Annotated in this window: 19 protein-coding genes and 1 tRNA gene; 12 read left to right on the forward strand and 8 right to left on the reverse strand. The window is 69.8% G+C overall.

The window, feature by feature from the left end; all coding sequences use genetic code 11:
• Positions 1–12 precede the first annotated feature (12 nt).
• The 4 genes from rlmB to D3869_RS03990 all read left to right on the forward strand — a co-directional run bounded on the left by rlmB (position 13) and on the right by D3869_RS03990 (position 1,894).
• Entirely contained in the window at positions 13–864 is an 852-nt protein-coding gene (rlmB, locus tag D3869_RS03975; protein WP_137139012.1) for a 23S rRNA (guanosine(2251)-2'-O)-methyltransferase RlmB, read from the forward strand.
• 91 nt (positions 865–955) lie between these two features.
• Positions 956–1,031, forward strand: a tRNA-Thr gene (locus D3869_RS03980).
• Between the two features lie 36 nt (positions 1,032–1,067).
• On the forward strand, positions 1,068–1,526 hold the full coding sequence (locus D3869_RS03985) for a hypothetical protein (RefSeq protein WP_137139013.1): 459 nt from the start codon (positions 1,068–1,070) through the stop codon (positions 1,524–1,526).
• Positions 1,527–1,621: 95 nt separating this feature from the next.
• Complete coding sequence (locus D3869_RS03990; RefSeq protein WP_137139014.1) at positions 1,622–1,894, forward strand: hypothetical protein; 273 nt, start codon at positions 1,622–1,624, stop codon at positions 1,892–1,894.
• Between the two features lie 163 nt (positions 1,895–2,057).
• On the opposite strand, the gene D3869_RS03995 is transcribed toward D3869_RS03990, so the two are convergent.
• Complete coding sequence (locus D3869_RS03995) at positions 2,058–2,630, reverse strand: polysaccharide biosynthesis/export family protein (protein WP_137139015.1); 573 nt, start codon at positions 2,628–2,630, stop codon at positions 2,058–2,060.
• Positions 2,631–2,862: 232 nt separating this feature from the next.
• On the reverse strand, positions 2,863–4,167 hold the full coding sequence (locus tag D3869_RS04000; protein WP_109067686.1) for an outer membrane beta-barrel protein: 1,305 nt from the start codon (positions 4,165–4,167) through the stop codon (positions 2,863–2,865).
• Between the two features lie 867 nt (positions 4,168–5,034).
• Here D3869_RS04000 and D3869_RS04005 point away from each other — a divergent pair.
• The 5 genes from D3869_RS04005 to D3869_RS04025 all read left to right on the forward strand — a co-directional run bounded on the left by D3869_RS04005 (position 5,035) and on the right by D3869_RS04025 (position 10,334).
• Positions 5,035–5,475 carry a MarR family winged helix-turn-helix transcriptional regulator gene (locus tag D3869_RS04005; protein WP_137139016.1) on the forward strand — a complete coding sequence of 147 codons (441 nt, stop codon included), beginning with the start codon at positions 5,035–5,037 and terminating at the stop codon, positions 5,473–5,475.
• 152 nt (positions 5,476–5,627) lie between these two features.
• Positions 5,628–6,869: an ABC transporter substrate-binding protein gene (locus D3869_RS04010; RefSeq protein WP_137139017.1), complete on the forward strand. Its 1,242-nt coding sequence runs from the start codon at positions 5,628–5,630 to the stop codon at positions 6,867–6,869.
• 170 nt (positions 6,870–7,039) lie between these two features.
• Positions 7,040–8,881, forward strand: a complete 1,842-nt coding sequence (locus D3869_RS04015; RefSeq protein WP_137139018.1) for an ABC transporter permease — start codon at positions 7,040–7,042, stop codon at positions 8,879–8,881.
• Positions 8,878–9,621, forward strand: a complete 744-nt coding sequence (locus D3869_RS04020) for an ABC transporter ATP-binding protein (protein ID WP_137139019.1) — start codon at positions 8,878–8,880, stop codon at positions 9,619–9,621. The genes D3869_RS04015 and D3869_RS04020 overlap by 4 nt, the downstream gene beginning before the upstream one ends.
• Complete coding sequence (locus D3869_RS04025; RefSeq protein ID WP_137139020.1) at positions 9,618–10,334, forward strand: ABC transporter ATP-binding protein; 717 nt, start codon at positions 9,618–9,620, stop codon at positions 10,332–10,334. The genes D3869_RS04020 and D3869_RS04025 overlap by 4 nt, the downstream gene beginning before the upstream one ends.
• A 49-nt stretch (positions 10,335–10,383) precedes the next feature.
• On the opposite strand, the gene D3869_RS04030 is transcribed toward D3869_RS04025, so the two are convergent.
• Positions 10,384–10,629 (reverse strand): hypothetical protein, encoded by a 246-nt coding sequence (locus tag D3869_RS04030; protein ID WP_137139021.1) that lies wholly within the window; start codon positions 10,627–10,629, stop codon positions 10,384–10,386.
• 76 nt (positions 10,630–10,705) lie between these two features.
• Positions 10,706–11,545 (reverse strand): trehalose-phosphatase, encoded by an 840-nt coding sequence (gene otsB, locus D3869_RS04035; RefSeq protein WP_137139022.1) that lies wholly within the window; start codon positions 11,543–11,545, stop codon positions 10,706–10,708.
• Between the two features lie 493 nt (positions 11,546–12,038).
• On the opposite strand from otsB, the gene nagA reads away from it, so the two are divergent.
• Entirely contained in the window at positions 12,039–13,226 is a 1,188-nt protein-coding gene (gene nagA / locus D3869_RS04040; RefSeq protein WP_137139023.1) for an N-acetylglucosamine-6-phosphate deacetylase, read from the forward strand.
• Between the two features lie 245 nt (positions 13,227–13,471).
• Here nagA and D3869_RS04045 read toward each other — a convergent pair whose 3' ends face one another.
• Both D3869_RS04045 and D3869_RS04050 read right to left on the reverse strand, forming a co-directional pair.
• Entirely contained in the window at positions 13,472–13,801 is a 330-nt protein-coding gene (locus tag D3869_RS04045) for a hypothetical protein (protein WP_137139024.1), read from the reverse strand.
• A 72-nt stretch (positions 13,802–13,873) separates the two neighbouring features.
• A complete protein-coding gene (locus D3869_RS04050; protein WP_137139025.1) occupies positions 13,874–14,788 on the reverse strand; it encodes an ROK family protein in 915 nt (304 codons plus the stop codon).
• Positions 14,789–14,994: 206 nt separating this feature from the next.
• Here D3869_RS04050 and D3869_RS04055 point away from each other — a divergent pair, with 206 nt between their 5' ends.
• Entirely contained in the window at positions 14,995–17,436 is a 2,442-nt protein-coding gene (locus tag D3869_RS04055) for an ankyrin repeat domain-containing protein (RefSeq protein ID WP_137139026.1), read from the forward strand.
• 83 nt (positions 17,437–17,519) lie between these two features.
• Here the strand turns inward: D3869_RS04055 and D3869_RS04060 are convergent, their stop codons facing one another.
• Positions 17,520–19,211, reverse strand: coding sequence for a methyl-accepting chemotaxis protein (locus D3869_RS04060; RefSeq protein ID WP_137139027.1), 1,692 nt, complete (start codon positions 19,209–19,211; stop codon positions 17,520–17,522).
• A 202-nt stretch (positions 19,212–19,413) separates the two neighbouring features.
• Between D3869_RS04060 and D3869_RS04065 the strand changes: the two genes are divergently transcribed.
• Positions 19,414–19,740, forward strand: a complete 327-nt coding sequence (locus D3869_RS04065; RefSeq protein ID WP_137139028.1) for a hypothetical protein — start codon at positions 19,414–19,416, stop codon at positions 19,738–19,740.
• Positions 19,741–19,774: 34 nt separating this feature from the next.
• Here D3869_RS04065 and D3869_RS04070 read toward each other — a convergent pair whose 3' ends face one another.
• Positions 19,775–21,175, reverse strand: a complete 1,401-nt coding sequence (locus D3869_RS04070; protein WP_137139029.1) for a M20/M25/M40 family metallo-hydrolase — start codon at positions 21,173–21,175, stop codon at positions 19,775–19,777.
• Between the last annotated feature and the right edge of the window lie 160 nt (positions 21,176–21,335).

Raw genomic sequence — 21,335 nt, forward strand, 5'->3', positions numbered from 1 at the left:
CAGCCGGACACCATGACCCGTTCGAAGAAGCCATCCGCGCCCCACGGCCAGCCCCCTGCCCCGGCCAAGAGTCACTCCCCGTCCCACCGCGAGTCGCGCGGCGACCGCCCCTCCGGGCGCGGCGCGCAGGGCGTCCTGCTCTACGGCCTGCACCCGGTGTCGGCCGCGTGGCTGAACCCGGAGCGGCGCATCCACCGCCTGATCGCGACCGAGGCGGGCCGCGCCGCGCTGGAGCCGGTGCTGGCCCAGGCCAAGGCCCGTGGGCTGCAGCGGCCGAGCCTGATGCCGGCCGACCGCAACGACCTGGACCGCATGTTGCCGCCGGGTGCCGTGCATCAGGGCGTGGCGGTCGACGTCGCCCCGCTGGAGGAGGTCGGGATCGAGGACGTCTGCGCCGAGGCCGATTCGGACCCGTCGGCGCTCATCGTCGTCCTCGACCAGGTGACCGACCCGCACAATGTCGGCGCGGTGCTGCGCTCCGCCTCGGCCTTCGGGGCCAAGGCGGTGGTGGTGACGGCGCGCAACGCGCCGGAGACCACCGGCGTCCTCGCCAAGAGCGCCTCGGGTGCGCTGGAGTCGGTGCCGCTGGTGCGCGTGACCAACCTCGCCCGCGCGCTGGCCGACCTCCAGCAGGCCGGCTTCTGGACCGTCGGTCTCGCCGAGTCGGGGAAGGGCACGCTCGCCCAATGCAACCTGACCGGCCGCACCGCTCTGGTGCTGGGGGCGGAGGGCGCCGGACTGCGCCGCCTGACCATGGAGCGCTGCGACGTCATCGCCCGCCTGCCGACTCAGGGGCCGGTCGGCAGCCTGAACGTGTCCAACGCCGCCGCCGTTGCCCTCTACGAGGTCGCCCGGCTGCGCTGAGGCGTCGCCGTTCGCGCCGCTCAGGTGAGGCTTGCCGCGGACCGCGCGGGACGCTAGTGTAAGCGCCCGCCGCGGTCTGGCCGGGCGGCGCGCCGGTTTAGCTCAGTTGGTAGAGCAGCGGTTTTGTAAACCGAAGGTCGCGGGTTCGAGCCCTGCAACCGGCACCACCTCCCCCCCCGGCAGACCGACGCCCGGCCCCGCCCATGACGCACGCTCTCCACGGCGGCTCCCTCATCCCGACCGGCTCCGGCGTCATCGACGCCGAGCATGGCGCCATTCTCGATCTGCTTTCGGCGATGACCGCGGGGGGTCCGTTCGGGCTGGCGGAGTTGACCGCGCTGCGTCACGCGGTGGCCGGGCATTTCGCCACGGAAACGGCGGAGATGGCCGTCCTGGCCACCGATCGTCGTGAGCGGCACGAGCAGGCCCACCGCAGCTACTTTGCCAGCATCGACGCACTGATCGCGACCGCCGAGCGCGGCGGTCCGCTGAACGACGATGACGCGAATCGGTTGATGCTTTGGTTCATCGTCCATTCCAACACCGCCGACACCGAGCTGGTGGAGGCCGCCCGGCGCGCCAACGACGAGCCGCCCATGATCTCCATGGACGACTGGCTCGACAGCCTGGACGAAGCGGACCGGGACGCCCTGCGTTCCTGAAACGGCCGCCTCGCCCCATTCGGGGGGAACCGCAGCCGGGAGCGTCGGTTGGGAGGAGGGACGATCCCGTCCCGCAACCGATCCAGGTTTCCCCCATGGAAAAGCCCGATACCCCCAACGCCGGGGCGCAGCGCCTGCGCGACGCCATCGACAAGGGGCTGACCGGCGATAAGATACCCGCCTCCGACCCCGCTGCGGCCCCGCTGGGCACCGATGACGAGGCCGCCGGCACCCGACCGCCTCCCGCCGCCAGCGATCATGATCACGCCCCTCCCGAGGCCCGCGCGCCCTCGGGCCACTCCAAGGGCGCCGACGCCTTCCGCAAAGGCGATCTTCCCTACGGCGAGGGCACCCGCGACGATGGATGACCGCCGCGGCGGGTCGGACGTCCGCGCAAAAAATGTCCCTCTTCCGGGTGGGAAGAGGGACATCGTCATGGCGTCGAATGCTGGCGGGGCGACCGCCCCAGTTTTCCGAAACAAATGGGCCGTTTGATGGACCGTCCGGCGAGTGTTCGGAACCGGTCGCCGATCAGAAATAGCGCTCCGGCACGCGCAGCACGTCGTCGGGCATCACCGGGGTGGTGATCGGGGCGCGGCGCAGTTCCTTCTTGGGATCGGCCCCGCGCGTGATCAGGACGTAGTCCTCCTTGGCGCGGTAGGTGTAGCCGCCGGCCATCGCCACCGCGGACAGGGCGGTCATGCCGTTGACATACTGGTACTGGCCGGGGTTGCGGACCTCGCCCAGGATGAAGAAGGGCCGGTGGTTCAGCACCTCGACGCTGACCTTGGCGTCGCGGACATAGCCCTGCGACAGGCGCTTGGCGATGTCGGTCTCCAACTCGCGCGGGGTATGGCCGCGGGCCGTCACCTCGCCGATCAGCGGCATGGCGACCTTGCCCGAACCGTCGACGCGGAACTCGCCGGAGAGCTGCTCCTCGCCAAAGACGATGACGCGCAGCGCGTCGCCGGCCCCCAGGCGGTAGTCCGTCATCTGGGCGACGCCCGGCGGTTCGAGAGGGGCATCCTGGCCACCGGCGCAGCCGACCATCGCGGCGGCGACCACGGTCATTCCGAGCGCGCGGAACACGTTACGTCGATTCATCCCTTACCCTTCCATGGCTCGTGAGGACATCGGGTCCAGCCGCCCGCGGATGGAGCGGCCGAACCCTGAGCGGTCACGGAGGGAGACTAGCAACTCGCACGCGCTTGGGAAAAAGTGGAGAGGAAGTAACGCCAACGGAGGAAAAGGATTCGCGTCACCGTATAGGCGGAAATGCAAAAGGGGCGCCCATCGGAAGATGAGCGCCCCTCTGTGCATGCTTCAGACGAACTGATTACATCTGAGCGCCAACGCGCAGATAGACCAGGTTGTCGGAATAATCGAAGCCACTGAGGTTCGAGTTACGCTTTTCGTAAGTATAACCGCCATTCACGAAGACATAGCGGCTGAGCTGGTAGCTGGCACCGGCCCCCAGCGTGTAGACGTCGTCGGTGCGGTCCACACCGTTGAAGTCGTCCTGGCGCCACTGGACGCGGGCGTTCAGCAGCAGGGTGCGCAGAAGCTCGTGATCCACGCCGACGGCGGCGACGGTGCGGTTGTAGCTCGACGCGATCTGGCTGCCGCGGGCGTAGGTCGATTCGCGGACCTGACGGCTGAGCGAGCCGGTGACCGAGGTGAGCTGGGTCACCGACCAGTTCAGGCGGCCGCCCACGGCCAGACCGCCGAAATCCTTCAGCGTCGGGTCGTCGTACGTCCGGCTCAGATAGCCGGCATAGATCTCGCCGTTGATGAGGCCGGTGAGGTCGGTGGACAGGCCGCCGACGACCTCGTAGCCGTCCGAGTCGCGGTTGACGCCGCCGAAATCCGGAGTCAGCCGGTAGCGGGTCCAGTTGTAGGAGCCCTGGACGAAGGCCTCGTAACCCTGGATGAACTCGTAGCCGGCGCGGGCGGTGCCCGTGTAGCTCCAGCGGTCGCGATCCTCCTGCGACTCCGTCCGCCCGCTGGTCAGTTCGGCGTCCTGGTAGGAGGTGTACTGGGCCCCGCCGGTCAGGCGGACGCGCAGGCGGTTGAAGCGCTGGTTGAACGAAGCCTCGCCGCCGTGGGTGAAGTAGTTCACCGGCTCCGCGAAGCGCGGCACCACGGTGCCGGTGCCAAGCGACACGTCGAAGTTCGGGTCGGACCGTCCCTCGTGGTCGCGGCGGCTGAACAGCAGGCCGCTGACCGAGCTGTCACGGGTGATGTCGTAGCGGCCGTCCACCTGCGCCCGGTAATCGGCGTAGTTCTCCGACGAGTAGTCGAAGAAGCGGCCGATGTTGCCGGAGGCCGAGAAGTTCAGGGCGTGGTTGTTGAAATCCGAACGCACGTCGACGCGCGGCTGGGTGACCCAGATGAAGTCGTCGCGGGTGTCGTTCTCGGTCGCGAAGACGTTGCTTTCATAGGTCAGGCCGGTCTCGATGCGCGGCAGGATACGGAACGATCCGGCGCGGATGCCGAGCTGTTCGACCTCCGGACGGCGGCGCTCCAGCACGGTTTCACCGGGCTGCAGTTCCTGGGCGCCCACCGGCGTGGCCGCGGGCAGCGCCGTCAGCACGGTGGGCGCGAGCGCGAGGGCGAGGAAGGACAGGGAGCTGGGCTTCATGGGTCACCGCGCAAGGCTGAAATCAGTGGCTCGTATCGGGCGGCCGAATGGCCTCGGAATGTGCATTCGCCGCTCCGGCAGAAGCGGACAGTCGCTGCAAAGACAACTCATGGCGTGATGTCCGTGCAACAGTGAAGCCGTTCAACCGTGGTTTTTGCCCGCCCCTGTGTTGTTGGCGCAACAAGACTTGCGTCAGACGGGCGCTCTATTGCCATACGCCCGCATCATTAGAGCTAAGGTCATACGACCACGAAGGACGCGCACGCGCCGGCCTGGGAACCAGCCATCGGCGGCGTCCGTTCATGCAAAGGCGGTCCGGAGCCGCGCCAACCCGAACCATGAGGACGCGCCGAGCATGACCAAGCCCCTGACCACTCCCCCGCCGCCCAAATCGCCGCGCCACCCGGGTGACGATGTCGTGATGCCGCCCTACACACCGGGGAGTGTTCCGCCGCCCGATGGCGACCTGCCGAAGTCCGACCGCGAAAGGACTCCGCCACCGAACACTTACCCGCCGAAGCAAAACCCATAATCGAAATACGGACAACCCTCTGGTACGACCAAAACACACCCGCATATGCAGATTGCGGCCTAGTCCCCCAGCAAGATTCTTGAAACCCGCGACTCATCTTCGTTCGCGAGTGCTTTTCAATGCAAATAGTGACGGGGTCTAGACTGTGGCTCTATGCCGCAGCAGCGAGCGTTGCCTATTGCGACTTCCACCCCTAGGCTTCAAAGCGAAGCCTGCTGCATTTGGCGCAATCCCGGGAACACTCCCCGGGCTCGGTGCCGAACCTGTCGCACGGTGTTCCGCCGACACCCGCCGCAACCGGAAACGGTCCGGCTCCGCAACGCTCGTGTGCGCCCATGGATCAGATCGCCCATCCTCCGACCGACGATTACCTGCTGACCGGGCAGGCGCACTACCGCCTTCGCCGGGCCCATCAGCGCGCGTCCTCCATCTTCATGGACATGATCGGCGACTCCCAGCTCACCCCCACCCAATGGGGCGCCCTGGTCACGCTGCGGACCGAGGGGTCGCTGTCGCAGAACCAGCTCGGCCGGCTGACCTTCATGGACCCGGCGACCACCCAGGGGGTGATCCTGCGCCTTGTCGAGCGCAAGCTGGTGGAGCGCCAGCCGGACCCGCAGGACCGGCGGCGCACCAGCGTCAGCCTGACCCGCGCCGGCCAGTCGCTGGTCAGCACCCTGCTGGAGAACGCCACCCGGGCGCATCACCGCACCCTGGACCCGCTGACCCCGGAGGAGCAGGCGACCTTCCTCCTGCTTCTCTCCCGCCTGATGTGAGGCCGGCGGCATCGGCCCGCGGAAAACCCGGTTGGTGCGGCGCAACGGAACGGTGACTTTTGCGGTGGGTTTGCTATGAACGCAGACACTGCGTTCACGCTGCCGTTCCATGCGTTCGGGCAGCCGCCAACCGCGCCGGGATACCGCCGACCATGAACCGCCGCCATCTCCTGCTTGCGCCGGGCGCTGCCGCCCTCGCCACCGCCCTTTGGATCGCCGCGCCGTCGGTGTCCCACGCCCAATCCGCCCCGGCCCCATCGGACGGACGGCCGATTCGCGTCGGCGAGATCAACAGCTACACCGGCCTGCCGGCCTTCACCATCCCCTACCGCCAGGGCTGGCAGCTCGCGGTGGAGGAGGTGAACGCGGCCGGCGGCCTGCTCGGCGGGCGCAAGCTGGAGGTCGTCTCCCGCGACGACGCCGGCAAGCCGGACGACGCCGTGCGCGTCGCGCAGGAGCTGCTGTCGAACGAGAAGGTCGAGCTGCTGGCCGGCACCTACTTCTCCCACGTCGGGCTGGCCGTGGCGGACTTCGCCGCGCGCAACAAGGTGCCCTTCGTGGCGGCGGAGCCGCTGACCGACGCCATCACCTGGACCAAGGGCAACCGCTACACCTTCCGCCTGCGCCCCAGCACCTACATGCAGGCGGCCATGCTGGTGGAGGAGGCGGCGAAGCTGCCCGCCAAGCGCTGGGCCACCGTCGCTCCCAACTACGAATACGGCCAATCGGCGGTGCAGTGGTTCCGCCAGCTCCTGTCGGAGAAGCGTCCGGACGTCGAGTTCGTCGCCGAGCAGTGGCCGGCCCAGGGCAAGCTGGAGGCCGGGCCGACCGTGCAGGCGCTGGCCGCGGCCAAGCCCGACGCCATCTTCAACGTCACCTTCGGCGCCGATCTCGCCAAGTTCGTGCGCGAGGGCGAGGGCCGCGGCCTGTTCCGCAACCGCACCGTCGTCAGCCTGTTGACCGGCGAGCCGGAATATCTCGACCCGATGAAGGACGAGGCGCCGGAGGGCTGGATCGTCACCGGCTACCCGCAGGAGCAGATCGACACGCCCGAGCACAAGGCCTTCCGCGAGGCCTATGCGAAGCGCTTCAACGAGCCGCCGCGCCAGGGCTCGGTCGTCGGCTACGCCACCTTCAAGGCCATCGCCGCCGCCGTGGAGAAGGCCGGCTCCACCGATGCGGAGAAGGTGGTGGACGCGCTGTCCGGCTTGGCCCTGTCCAGCCCCTTCGGCCCGATCACCTTCCGCGCGCTCGACCATCAGGCGACGATGGGCGCCTATGTCGGCAAGACCACGGTGAAGGGCGGCCAGGGCGCGATGACCGGCTGGCGCTACGCCGACGGCGCGGACTATCTGCCGTCCGACGAGGCCGTTCGCAAGATGCGCCCGGAGTAAGGGGCTGAGGAGGGCCGCGTTTGCCCCCACCCTTCCCGCGGCGGTGCCGCGGGCCCCTTCCCTCCCCCGCCTTCGGCAAGGGAGGGAGTTTTTATCCCCTCCCCTGCGTAGCGGGGGAGGGTCAGGGAGGGGGCAACCGGTCGCCCCCCGCAGACTGCCGAAAAGAGCCGATGTCCTTCTACCTCGTGCAATTCCTCAGCGGCCTCGCCACCGCGGCGACGCTGTTCCTGGTGTCGTCCGGGCTGACCATCGTGTTCGGCGTGACGCGGATCGTGAATTTCGCGCACGGCTCCTTCTACATGCTGGGCGCCTATCTCGGCTGGACGCTGGTGGAGCGCTGGGGGACCACGCCGCTGGGCTTCTGGGGCGCGGTGGCCGCGGCCTCGCTGGTGGTCGGGCTGCTCGGCGCGCTGATGGAGGTCGGGCTGCTGCGCCGCCTCTACCGCTCGCCCGAGCTGTTCCAGCTGCTCGCCACCTTCGGCGTCGTGCTGGTGGTGCAGGACGCCGCCTCCTGGATCTGGGGGTCGGAGGATCTGCTGGGCCGGCGGGCGCCGGGGCTGCGCGGCTCCGTGGACATTCTGGACCAGCCCTTCCCGCTCTACGACCTTGTGCTGATCGGGCTGGGGCCGCTGGTGCTGGGCCTGCTCTGGCTGCTGTTCAACCGCACGCGCTGGGGCACGCTGGTCCGCGCGGCGACTCAAGACCGCGACATGGCCTCGGCGCTCGGCGTCGATCCGGCGCGGCTGTTCACCGGGGTGCTGTTCCTGGGATCGGCGCTGGCCGGGCTCGGCGGCGCCCTTCAGGTCCCGCGCGAGGCGGTGAACCTGCACATGGACATGGTGATCGTGGTCGAGGCCTTCGTCGTCGTCGTGGTCGGCGGCATGGGCAGCCTGACCGGCGCCTTCGTCGCCTCGCTGCTGATCGGGCAGTTGCAGGCCTTCGGCATCCTGGTCTTTCCCCAGATCACGCTGGTCCTGGTCTTCCTGTTCATGGCGGTGGTGCTGGTCATCCGCCCCTACGGCCTGCTCGGCCGGGCGGAGGACGCGCCGCCGACCGCCGCCAGCCCCGGCCCGCCGCTGATCGCCGCGGCCGGCGCGGCGCGCTGGGCGCCCGCCCTGCTGCTCGCCCTGCTGGCCGCGGTGCCTCTGGTCGCCGGCGACTACGCGCTGATCGTGCTGACCGAGGTGGTGATCCTGGCGCTGCTGGCGGCCAGCCTGCATCTGCTGATCGGGCTGGGCGGCCTCGTCTCCTTCGGGCACGCCGCCTATTTCGGGCTCGGCGCCTACGGCGCGGCGCTGCTGGTCAAGCATCTGGCCGTGCCGATGCCGCTGGCGCTGGCCGCCGCGCCGCTGGTCGCCGGGCTGGGGGCGCTGGCCGCCGGCTGGTTCTGCGTGCGGCGGTCGGGGCTGTATTTCGCCATGCTCACCCTGGCCTTCGCGCAGATCGTCTGGTCGGTGACCTTCCAGTGGTACGGCGTCACCGGCGGCGACAACGGCATCCTCGGCGTCTGGCCGCCGGAGTGGGCGGCGGGCAAGGCGGCCTATTATTGGCTGACCCTGGCGCTGGCCGGCGGCGCGCTGCTGCTGCTGCGCCGCGCCGCCTTCGCGCCCTTCGGCTACACGTTGCGCGCCGGGCGCGATTCCGCGCTGCGCGCCGAATCGGTGGGCATCGACGTGCGCCGGCACCAGTGGCTGAGCTTCGCCCTGGCCGGCTCCGCCGCCGGTCTGGCCGGCGGGCTCTACGCCTTCGCCAAGGGCAGCGTCTTCCCCACGCTGATGGCCGTGCCGGTGTCGGTGGACGCGCTGGTCATGGTGCTGATGGGCGGCATCCAGACGCTGAGCGGCCCGGTTGTGGGGGCGGCGCTGTTCCACCTGCTGGAGACCGAGGCGATGAGCCGGACCGACTGGTGGCGGCTGGTCCTGGGCGCCGTCATCCTGGTGCTGGTCCTCGCCTTCCCCAAGGGCGTCGCCGGCTTCGCCCGCGACCTGTGGACCCGCGGGAGGGAGTCATGAGCCGCCTCGCCGTCGAGAACCTTCAGCGCGCCTTCGGCGGCGTGCAGGCCGTGCGCGGCGTGTCCTTCGCGCTGGACGCCGGGGAGGTGCTGGCGCTGATCGGGCCGAACGGCGCCGGCAAGACGACCTGCTTCAACCTGCTCAACGGCCAGCTCCGGCCCGACGCGGGCACGGTGCGGCTGGACGGGGTGGACATCGTCGGCCTGCCGCCGCGCCGCATCTGGCGGATGGGCGTCGGCCGCACCTTTCAGATCACCGCCACCTTCGCCTCGATGACGGTGCGCGAGAACGTGCAGATGGTCCTGCTGTCCGTCCACAGGCGGTTGTTCGGGCTGTGGACCCCGGCCGCCGCCGGGTTCCGCGACGAGGCGATGGCCCTGCTGGAGCGCGTCGGCATGGGCGCCCAGGCGGAGCGGCCCTGCGGCGTGCTGGCCTACGGCGACCTCAAGCGCGTGGAACTCGCCATGGCGCTGGCCGGTGATCCGAAGATCCTTCTGATGGACGAACCCACCGCCGGCATGGCCCCGGGCGAGCGGCAGGAGCTGATGGCCCTGACCTCCTCCCTCGTCCGCGAGCGCGGCCTCGCCGTTCTGTTCACGGAGCATGACATGGACGTCGTGTTCGGCCACGCCACCCGCATCATCGTGCTCGACCGCGGCCAGCTGATCGCCGAGGGCACGCCCGACGCCGTGCGCGCCGACCCGCGCGTGCAAGCCGTCTATCTGGGAGGTGCCGCATGACCGGCCGGCCGCTGCTGAGCGTCCGCGGGCTCCAGGCCTGGTACGGGCGCGCCCACATCCTGACCGGCGTCGATCTGGCGGTGGGCCGGGGCGAGGTCGTCGCCCTGATGGGCCGCAACGGCGCCGGCAAGACCACGACGATGAAGGCGGTCATGGGGCTGCTCGACCGGCGCGCCGGGTCGGTCGCCTTCGACGGGCGCGACGTCTCCGCCCTGCCGCCGCACCGCATCGCGCGGCTCGGCCTCGGCTATGTGCCGGAGGACCGCCGCGTCTTCACCGACCTGACGGTGGAGGAAAACCTGGAGGTCGGCCGCCAACCGCCCCGCGACGGCGCGCCCCACTGGACGCCCGACCGTCTCTATGCCCTCTTCCCCAACCTCGCCGAGATGCGGGGCCGCCGCGGCGGGCGGATGAGCGGCGGGGAACAGCAGATGCTGACGCTGGCCCGCACGCTGATGGGCAACCCGTCGCTCCTGCTGCTCGACGAACCGTCGGAGGGGCTGGCCCCGCGCATCGTGCAGCAGATGGCCGACGCCCTGCGCGCCCTGAAGGCCGAGGGGCTGTCGATCCTGGTGTCGGAACAGAATCTTGCTTTCGCCGCCGCGGTCGCCGACCGGGCGAGCGTCATCGAAAAGGGGCAGATCCGCTTCGAAGGCCCGATGCGGACTCTGCTGGAGGACGAGGCGGTGCGCCGGGCCTATCTGGCGGTGTGAGGCTGGCGGTGTGAGGCTGGCGGTGTGAGGCTGGCGGTGCGAGGACGGATCACACCAGCATGTCGAGAATGCGCTTTGTATTGTCCTGCGCGGCCTGCATGACCTTGACGTTGGCGGCGAAGTCGGTCTGAGCCGAAGACAGGCTGACCACCACCGCCGGATCAAGGTTGCCGGCGGCGAGCTGTGCCCCCGCCTCGTCGGCGCGGGACTGGGCGCCCTGAAGCCCCGCCAGGGCGGAGGCCTGGGCGTCGGGCAGGGACGGCATCCGCGGTGCGCCGGGCGCGCCGATGTCCATGATGGGACCTCTCGATTGATCGGTGACCACCCTACCCCTTTTTCGGCGGAAAAGCGACGGGGTGCGGCGGGTCGGCTTAGCCCTCCGCCAGCCAGACGGCCAAGCGGTCGAGAAAGGCGCCGGCCTCCGCCGGGTCCTTCAGGCTCCAGCCGGCGGCGCTGGGAGCCGGCGGGTCCATGACGCGGATGCCAACACCCTCCCTCCCCTCGCCCCGCCCCTCGCCCCGCTCCGCCAGGGCGCGGAATGCGTCCTCGTCCGTCTCGTCGTCGCCGAGGTAGAGCGGCAGCGTCTCCGGTCCCGCCAGATCCAGGGTGTCGAGCAGCGACAGCACCGCCTTGCCCTTGTCCCACGGGACGTTGGGCCGCAGCTCGTGGATCTCCTTGCCGCCGGTGACGCGCAGCGTCGGGAAGGCCGCCGCGACGTCCCGCACCGCGTCGCCCACCGCCGCCTTGCGGTCCGGGGCGACCCGCCGGGTGTGAATGGCGATGGCGAAGCGCTTGCGCTCGACCAGCGCGCCCTCGACGCCGTGCAGGCGCCGCAGCAGGTCACCCTCCGCCGCATCGAGGTCGCCCAGATACTCCACGCCGATCTGGGTGCGCAGGCCGGGGCCGCGGATGTCGAAGCCGTGGCTGCCGGCGTAGATCAGGTCGTCGATCCCGACATGGCGGGCCACATCCTCCAAGTCGCGCCCGCTGACCACCGCCACCGGGCACAACCCGGCCAGCCGCCGGATCACCGCGCGCACGGACTCGTCGAGGATGGCCAGATCGGGCCGCTCCACGATCGGGGTCAGGGTCCCGTCATAGTCGAGGAAGACGGCGGGCCGCCGGTCGCCCAGCATCGTCGCGAAGGCGTCGAACCGGACGAGCGCCGATGGCTTGCCTTCAGTGGAAGCGGGGGACGGCTGGTCGGTCACGGGCGGCTCTCCTTCGTTGTCTCAGGCATCGTCGGTGGGCGCTGTCGCGCCGGCGCACGATCGAAACAACGGGAAAAGCGCGCCATCAGGTCCGGATGCGTCCATCAACGATGTTATCGCATCCGATACAATTGTGACTCTCCGGTCACAGCGACCCCGGAAAAAGCAACGGCCCCGCAAGGGGCCATTGCTTCGGGGTTTTCACCCACCTGAGATCTTTGTTAATTTTGCAGCGCAGCAAGAGATTGCTGCTTCGCCCTTCTTGGGCGTTTCCTCCCTAAACTCAGGCCGCTGTTCGTCAGCGGCCTTTTTTCTGCCAGAAACCTATCCCCTCTGGCAATCCCTAACAAACACCATACCCCAACAAATCCAGCACCATATCCCGCATGAAAAGAGGGGTTATGGCCGCGCGACGCCCCCTTGCGCCGTGAGCCCCTCCGGGTTTTCCTGTCGGCCCACCGCCGATCCCCGCCGCAGCCCATCGGGTGCCGAATTGAGCCTCGCACACAGCCCCGCCGACGACCGGCCGCTGAAAGCGCTCGTCAACGCCACGCTCCACACCGGCGACTCGGTGCTGTCGGGCGCCGCCCTGCTGATCGACGGCCCGGCGATCGCCGCGATCGTCGCGCCCGAGGCGATCCCGCCGGAGGCCGAGGTGATCGTTCTGGGCGGCGGCATCCTCGCCCCCGGTTTCATCGACCTCCAAGTCAACGGCGGCGGCGGCGCGCTGTTCAACGACACGCCCGACCCGCCGACGCTGCGCCGCATCGCCGCGGCGCACCGCCGGTTCGGCACCACCGGCCTGCTGCCCACCCTCATCACCGATTCGGCCGAGAAGCGCGCCGTCGCCGTGGCCGCCGTGCGCGCCGCGCTGGCGGAGGGCATGCCGGGTGTCCTCGGCATCCATCTGGAAGGCCCGCACATCGCGCCGGAACGCCGCGGCGTCCACGAGGCGCGTTTCATCGCGCCCCCCGACGCGGGCGACCTCGCCCTGCTCGGTGGCCTTTCCGGCCTGCCGGCGCTGGTCACCCTGGCGCCGGAAACGGTTCCACCGGAGCCGATCCGCCGGCTGGCCGCCGCCGGCCTGCGGGTCGCCGCCGGCCACAGCGCGGCCACCTGGGCGCAGGCGAAGGCCGGCTTCGCCGCCGGCATCACCGGGGCGACCCACCTGTTCAACGCCATGAGCCCGCTCGGTTCCCGCGAGCCCGGCATGGTCGGCGCGGCGCTGGAGGACGACACGGTCTGGTGCGGCATCATCGTCGACGGGCACCATGTCCACGATGCCTCCGTCCGTCTGGCCTGGAAGGCGAAGGCCCGCGGACGGCTGTTCCTGGTGACCGACGCGATGCCCCCGGTCGGCGCTCCGGAAGATCACCCGGCCGGCGGCTTCCAGCTCTACGGCGAGGAGATCCGGGTGGAGGACGGGCGCTGCGTCACCGCCGACGGCACGCTGGCCGGCTCCGCCCTGGACATGGCGACGGCCGTGCGCAACGCCGTGGAGCGGGTCGGCATCCCGCTGGACGAGGCCCTGCGCATGGCGTCCGCCTATCCGGCCGACTTCATGGGCATGACCGGGCGTCGCGGCCGCATCCGGCCCGGCCTGGCCGCCGACCTCGTGCATCTTGATGAGCGGCTGCGGGTGCGGGCGACCTGGATCGGCGGCAAAATGGCGCTTTCGTGAAACACCCCCTGCACGCGCGCGCAAAACTGTCGTATAGAGGCCGCAGAATTTCGACCCTCACACGCATCTTCGAGGAGAGTTACCCATGGACATCGCCCTGATGGTTCTGGCCGTCGTGTTCTTCTTCTGGCAGACCGTTTCCGAGTGATCGGCGTCCGGACACCCGGACACGCGAAAGGGCGGCTCCCCGGTGGAGCCGCCCTTTCGCATTTCAGGCCCGTCCGTTCGGCTTCCGTCGCAATCCGTCAATCGACCACCGCGCCGCCACGGATCTGCGGATGCTCCAGCCGGGCATGGGCGGAGGCGACGAGCCTCAACGTCTCCATGATCGCTCCGATCGCCTCGTTCAGGTCGGCCCGGCCGGCCGGCAACGGCATGTCCGACAGGACCGATTCCAGGTCGTCGGCCGCGTCCTGAAGACGGACGCAGGCCTCCTCAAGCTGACGTTTGGCCGTTACGCCGTTTGCAGGATGCGATGGCGGCGCCTTCCGCATATTGCGATAGGCATTTTGATTTGCAGTTTGCAGCGAAGACCCGCGCCGTCCCCTCTGAAATCCCGTGATGAAGCCGAACATGGGCCCTCTCCCTTCCGTGTCGGAGGGTATAGAGCAAAAGCCGCGCCAATTTCGAAACATCGGCCGAAGGAATCACGCCTTGGCCCAAAGCCACGCCGCGCCGCGCATACCGCTTTCGGCGCCATGGCGCGCCCGGAGGAAGCGGGTACGCGGCGCCGGGCTCAACGCCCAGCGCCCCCACCGGGCCGGCACCGCCTCGTACAGCCCCGGCAGGTCCGACAGGCCGCCGCCGACCACCACCGCGTCGGGGTCGAGCAGGTTGATGACGGCGGCCAGCGCACGGGCCAGCGCATCGGCATGGTGGCCCAGCGTCACTTGGGCCTGCGCGTCGCCCGAACGGGCACGGGCGGCGATTTCCGGCGGGACCAGCATCTCCCCTGTGCGCCAATGGTGCAGGCGGGCGAGTCCGGCGCCGCACAGCAGGGTCTCGATGCAGCCCTCCCGCCCGCAGCCGCAGGACACGGGCGGGCCGTCCTCCGCCACCCGCCAGGGCAGCGGGTTGTGCCCCCACTCTCCGGCGAGCGCGTTGGCGCCGGCCAGGATGCGCCGCTCCGCGACGATCCCGCCGCCGACCCCGGTGCCCAGGATGATCCCGAAGACCAGCGGCGCCCCGGCGGCGGCGCCGTCCACCGCTTCCGACAGGACGAAGGCGTTGGCGTCGTTGGCGATCCGCACCGGACGGTCCAGCGCCCGCGCCAGATCGGCGGCGAAGGGCCGCCCGTCAAGCCAGGGCAGGTTGACCGCGCGCACGGTTCCCGCGGCGGCGTCGACGATGCCGGGCAGGCACAGCCCGACCGTGGCCTCCCGGCAGTTTGCCCGCTCCTCCAGCACCGCCACGGTGGCCGCCAACGCGTCCAGCGTCTCCGCATAGCCGCGCGGCGTGTCGGCGCGGTGCCGTGCCCGCTCCGTCCCGTCGGGAGCCAGAAGGGTGGCGGCGATCTTCGTGCCGCCCAGATCGACGCCAATTCGCATCGGACCCATACCCATGACGGACTCCCAGCGCGGGTGGAGAATGAACGGGGGTGGAAAAAGCAGTCCCCCCTATAGCGCAGCCCTCCGCCCGAATCAGCCATCCCGACGCGCGCCTCCTCCATAAGAGGTGGCGGTCCCGTCCCTTTGCACCGTCGCAGGACGACGGCGGACCACTAGAGTCAGGAGTGTCACGTCCCATCAATTGGATTGCGCGCGCCCCCATGGACCGTTCCGCTCCGAAAGCCACGCCATCCTCGAATCGCTCTGCGGCGAAGGCGAAGCCCCAACCCCAGGCCGCCGGCCTGCGCCCTGACCAGACGGAGGTCTTCGACGGCCTTCTGCTGGCCCTGCTGGCGCGCAAGCGGCTTCTGGTGCTGGTCGGCGAAGCCGGGTCCGGACGGGCCGCGGTCTTCCATCAGCTTGTCGAGCAGGTCGGCTCCGACGGGGCGCTGGTTCTTCCGGTCGCCGCCAGCGCCGGGGCGCAGGTGGAGGATCTGGTGTCCGCCGCCGGGGACGCCGCCCTGCCGTCGGACAGCGACGACCGCGATTTCGACACCCTGATCGAGGAGCTGGAGGAGCGGCTGGACCTCGCCGGCACGGGCCTGCTGGCGGTGGAGAACGCGGGCGTCCTGGCCGCCCCGGCGCTGGCCGACCTGATCGACCTCACCCGCTCCGAGACGCCGAGCGGGCGTTTCCTCCAGGTCCTGCTCTGCGGCACGCCGGAGATGGAGCGGACCCTGGCCCGGCCCGGCTTGGCCGAAGCGGTGCGCGAACTTGGCGTGATCTACCGCATGACGCCCGGCGCCGGCCCCTCCGTCGCGCCCACCGCCGCCATTCCGTCCGCCGGACCCTCCGTTGGCCCCACCGCCGGACCGGTGCCCGCCCCGCCGCGCGCCGCCCCGCCGCCGCCGCGCCGGACGGCGGAGCGCGACGCCAACGACTGGCCGGCCAACGACTGGGACGCTCCGGACGGCTGGACGATCCCGGAAGCCGGCGCCCCGGTCGCCGACCTGCCCGTCAAGCGCCCGCGCCGCCGCGCCGCGCTGGCCGGAGCGGCGATCACCACCCTGATCCTCCTTGGCGCCGCCGGGGCCGGCGTGGCCCTGACCGTGCCCGGCGCCACGCCCGAGCGGGCGCTCGATTACGCCCGGCAGGGCTGGCAGGACCTCCGCAGCTTCGTGGCGGAGCGGGTGAACATCCCGTTCGGGCCGTTCGCGGACGAGCCCAGCCTGGGCAGCCGGGGTCCCGACACGCTGGCGGTCGCCCGGCCGCAGAACCCCTATCTCGCCGCGCTCCCCGCCGAAGCGGGTGTGCCGGTCGCCGGACCGTCGCCGACCAAGGCCGACACTCCGCCGCCCGCCGCCCGCACCCTGAACGCGACGCCGGCCCCGAACCCGGTGCCGACCCAAGCGCCAGCCCCAACCCCGGCCCCAACCCTGGCGGCGAAGCCGGAGCAGCCGCCCGCCGCCCCGGCGGCCCCGATGCCGAAGCCGTCGGTGCCGGCCGCCGACCCGCTGGCCGCGGAGCACACCCAACCGCCCAAGCCGCGGGCGACCGAGTACCGCACGGAGCAGAGCGAAGGCCCGACCGGTTCCGCCACCCTGCCGCCGCTGGTCGATGAGCCGGCGCCCCAGATGGCCGCCCCGGCGATGCCCCAGCCCGCCACCCCCACGGCGTCCACGCCCTTCTCGGCCAGCGACAACGGCCTGAACCCGCGCGTCCGCACCCTGGTCGATCAGGCCCGCCGGCAGATCGCCGCCAAGCTCCTGACCACGCCGCCGAACAACAACGCCTACGAGACGGTGTCGCGGCTGCGCGAGATCGCTCCGGCGACTCCGGAGATCCAGGACCTCCTGACGACCATGGAGGAGACCTACCGCCGCTGGGCCGCGCTGGCGGAGCGCGACGGCAATTGGGACGAGGCGCGGCGCTTCTACGAACGCGCCCTGATCGTCGCCCCCAACACCGGCGACCTGCGCGACCGCATCAAGGCCGCCGGCGAAGGACGCGTGCTGCCGGCGACGCCCACGGCCACGGCCACGGCGGCGCCCGGCACCCCGCCGGCGACGCCGGCCGCCGCCGAGGCCCGGCCCGGCCTGGACAGCCGCGACGGCGCCATCGCCCTGATGCGCCGCACCGACGAGCTGAAGCGCGCGCTCGACGGCGGCGCCGATCCGAACAAGCGGGTGGACAACGGCAAGACCCTGCTGATGCTGGCCTCCGAACAGGGGCTGACCGACGCGGTGCGGCTGCTGATCGACCGCCGGGCCAAGACGGAGCTGCGCACCGCCGACGGCGCCACCGCGGTGATGTACGCGGCCTGGGGCGGGCATGAGGCGGTGATCCACGCTCTGGCCGCCGCCGGAGCCGAACTCGACGCCACCAACGACGACGGCAAGACCGCCCTGATGGCCGCCGCGGCCCGCGGCCACGACGGTGTCGTGAAGATCCTGATCGACCGCGGCGTGTCGGTGGACCGGGTGGCCAGCCACGGCTGGTCGGCCCTGATGTACGCCGCCAACAACGGCCACGACCGCGTGGCCCGGATGCTGGTGGAGCGCGGCGCCAACCCGTTCCGCATGGACACGGCCGGCAACTCCGCCCTCACGCTCGGCGCGCTGCAGGGCCACATGCAGGTGGTCGAGGCGCTGAAGCCGCATTGACCGGAAAGGCAGGCATGGAAACGGCGGGCGCCCTGAGGACGCCCGCCGTTTTCGTTTGTCGCCCCTGCCCAATCCCCGGCCGTTCAGGCCGCCTTGATCTCCGCCAGGAAGCTCTCGATCTCCTTGCGCAGCGTTTCCGACTGGCGGGCCAGTTCGCCCGACGCGCTCATCACCTGACCGGCGGCGGCCCCCGTCTCGCCCGCGGCCAGCGTGACCTCCGTGATGCTTCCGGAGACCTGATGGGTGCCCGCCGCGGCCTCCTGGACGTTGCGGGAGATCTCGTTGGTCGCCGCGCCCTGCTCCTCGATGGCGGCGGCGATGGCGGTGGAGATGTCGTTGATCTGGGCGATGATGCCGCCGATGGCCGAGATGTCGCGCACCGCGCCGTCGGTCGCCCCCTGAATGGCGGCGATCTGGGCGGCGATCTCGTCGGTCGCCTTGGCGGTCTGGGAGGCCAGATGCTTCACCTCGCCGGCCACGACGGCGAACCCCTTGCCGGCCTCGCCCGCCCGCGCCGCCTCGATGGTGGCGTTCAGGGCCAGCAGGTTGGTCTGGCTGGCGATGTTGGTGATGAGGCTGACCACCTCGCCGATCTTCTGCGCGGCCTCGACCAGACCGCGCACCGTCTCGTTGGTGCGGGTCGCCTGCTCCACCGCCTGCCCGGCGATTTCCGAGGAGCGCGACACCTGCGTCGCGATCTCGCGGATGGAGCTGGCCATCTCCTCGGTGGCCGAGGCGACGGTCTGGACGTTGGCGCTGGTCTGCTCCGCCGCCGCCTGGACGGCGGTCGCCTGGATGTTGGTCCGTTCGGCCATGGAGGTCATGCTGTGGGCGGTGGCGTCCAGTTCCGAGGCGGCGGCGGCCACCGTGCGCAGGGAGGCCGCGGAGGAATCTCCGAAGCGGCTCACCAGCCGGTCCACGGCCTCCGCCCGGCGCTGCTTGGTCGCCTGTTCCGCCGCCTGGGCGGCGGCGAGCCGGTCCGCCTCGATCAGCCCGTCCTTGAAGACCTGAACGGCGCGGGCCATGGCGCCCAGCTCGTCCTTGCGATCGGCGCCGTCGACGGCGACCGTCAGTTCGCGCCCGGCCAGCCGGTTCATCACCCCGGTCAGCCGCTGAATCGGCTTGGAGACGCCGGCGACAATCGCCAGCCCCATCAGCGCGCTGAGGAGCGTGACGATGGCGATCGCGGCAATGAGCACGGTTTTGCTCGCGTTGTAGACCTCTTCGCCATTGTTGGCGGCGAGACTGCCGTTGCGGGTGTTGAACGCGATCAACTCGCGCAGAACCGCCTGGGCCTTGCGGAACTCGACCCGCGATTCGCCCCGATAGGTCTCCGCGGCCTCCTTGTCGCGACCCTCACGGGACAGCGGAAGCACCTTCTGCTGGCTCAGGTTCAGGTAGCGCTCCCAGTAGCCCATAAGCTTTTGGTAAGCCTCCGTCTCGTAGCCGGAGGTCAGTAGTTTTTTGTATTTATCGGCGGCGTTTTGGAAATTCTCCAGGGCCGTCTTCATGGTCTTCTCCTCCTCCGCCTTTTGGGAGGCGTCGGGGGCAAAGACATGAGCGGCTTCCAAAATCCGATAGAACTCGAAGTAGTCGGTGAGCTTGGCGATCTCTCCAACGCTGGGCAGCCAGTTGTCTCGGATTTCCCCGCCCGCATCATTGACCGCGGAGATGCGATTGACGCTGAACACTCCCAATGCGCAGACGAAAACCACGAGAATCAGGAATGAAGAGACGATCTTCGCCCGTATCGTGATGCTTGACAGAACACCCATGCTCCTTCCCCCACCTAGGATTGCTCGTATATTATCTTAAAGAACTTTCGCTCAATCCATGCGCCGGACGATGCATCCAAGCAGGGCTCAAGAGTCAATCACGGCAAGACACTCAAATTCAAACAACACCGGATATACACAGGCAAATGAATAGAAATGAAAACTCAAGTTGGGGTACGCCCCATAATTTTTCATATACTCCATGCATCAACTTAACGGCAGATTAAAAACTGTCAAAATCCTCGGCCTTTTTGATGTTATATTTGTTTCTCAATTGAATAATAATATTTCCGCTGATGAAGCCATTCGTTTCATGAGCAGCGGCAGCAAAGGCGGGCGTCAGCGCAACAACAAAAAAAAAGCCCGCGGACGCGCATTGCGCAGCCGCGGGCTCAAGCATGACAACAAGCGACACCGCCGAGCGTCAATTTCTGACATCCGCTCGACGGCAACGGCCGCGACGACGGCCCCGGGGGCCTATGCCAGGAACGGCAAGCGCCCGATCGGCCGAAGTCCGGCCGACAAATGAGGCCGTCTGACGCTCAAGCGAATGAAAATTCGCTTCAAAGAGCCGCGAAGCGCGCCAGCATGGCCGCGTGCGAGCGGATGCCGTTGTGCAGGCACTTCACCTCGAACTTCTCGTTGGGTGAATGGATGCGGTCATCCTCCAGCCCGAAGCCGACGAAGATCGAATCGAAGCCCAGCGCCTGCCGGATGTAGCCGCCGACCGGGATCGACCCGCCGCTGCCGACCAGCGCCGGCTTGTTGGCGAAGACATCGCCCAGCCCCGCCATGGCAGCGCGCAGATAGGGGCTGTCGGTCGGCACCTGGACGCCCGGTGAGCGGCCGAACACCTTGATCTCCCAGCGCCCGTCCGCCGGTGTGCGCTCCTCCAGGAAGCTCCGGATGCCGACCAGGATCTTCTCCGGGTCCTGGGCGGGCACGAGGCGGCAGGACAGCTTGGCCGAGGCCTTGGAGGCGATGACCGTCTTGGATCCCTCCCCGGTGTAGCCGCCCCAGATGCCGTTGATGTCGCAGGTCGGGCGCGACCACAGCCGCTCCAGCGCGCTGCGCCCGGCCTCCCCCGCCGGGGTCGTCAGCCCGACGCCGGCCAGGAAGGCGCTCTCGTCGAAGCCGAGGTCGCGCCACATCGCCTTCTCCTCATCCGTGGGCTCGGCCACGTCGTCGTAGAAGCCTGGGAAGCGGACGCGCCCGTCCTCGTCGTGGATCTGGCCGAGGATGCGGGTCAGCGCGTTGATCGGGTTCAGCACCGCGCCGCCGAACATGCCGGAATGCAGGTCGTGGCTCGGCCCATGCAGGGTCGCCTCGACATAGAGCAGGCCGCGCAGCCGCGTGGTGATCGCCGGCGTGTCGATGTTCCAGGCGTTGGTGTCGGTGATGACGCAGACGTCGGCCTTCAGCTCCTCCGCGTTGGCCTTCAGGAAGGGCAGAAGGTTCGGACTGCCGGTCTCCTCCTCGCCCTCCAGCAGAACGGTCACGCGGATCGGCAGGGTGCCATGCACGGCGTGCCAGGCGCGGAACGCCTCGATGAAGGTCATCACCTGGCCCTTGTCGTCCACCGCGCCGCGGGCGACGATGCGGCGGCCATACTCGGCCTCGACGATGGCCGGCTCGAAGGGCGGGCTGTTCCACAGCTCCAGCGGCTCCGCCGGCTGCACGTCGTAATGGCCGTAATAGAGGATGTGCGGCACATCGGAACCGCCCGGCCCCGGATGGTGGGCGACGACCGCGGGATGGCCGGCCGTCTCGCGCACGGAGGCGTCGAAGCCCAGCCCGCTCAGCTCGCGCACCAGCCAGTCCGCGGCGCGGCGGACGTCGCCCTTGTAGGCGGGGTCGGTGCTGACGCTGGGGATGCGCAGCAGGTCGCAGAGGCGGCCCAGGGAGTCTTCGAAACTGCGGTCAACCTGCTGGAGAACGGGGTCGGCTGACAGGACGCTCGACATTCGGAACTGCCTTCGGTGTGAATGATGGCAGCGATGGTAGCGCATCGCGGTTCCGCGCCAAGCTCCACAAAGCGCAGGGGTGCCATCCTCGCGACGGCGGCGTTTCCGGTGCCCGCCACGGGAAGCACAGGATGGCGGAACCGAAGCTCTGCCCTCGCGA

Origin of the sequence: Azospirillum brasilense, from assembly GCF_005222205.1 — a bacterium.
Classification (GTDB): domain Bacteria; phylum Pseudomonadota; class Alphaproteobacteria; order Azospirillales; family Azospirillaceae; genus Azospirillum; species Azospirillum brasilense_G.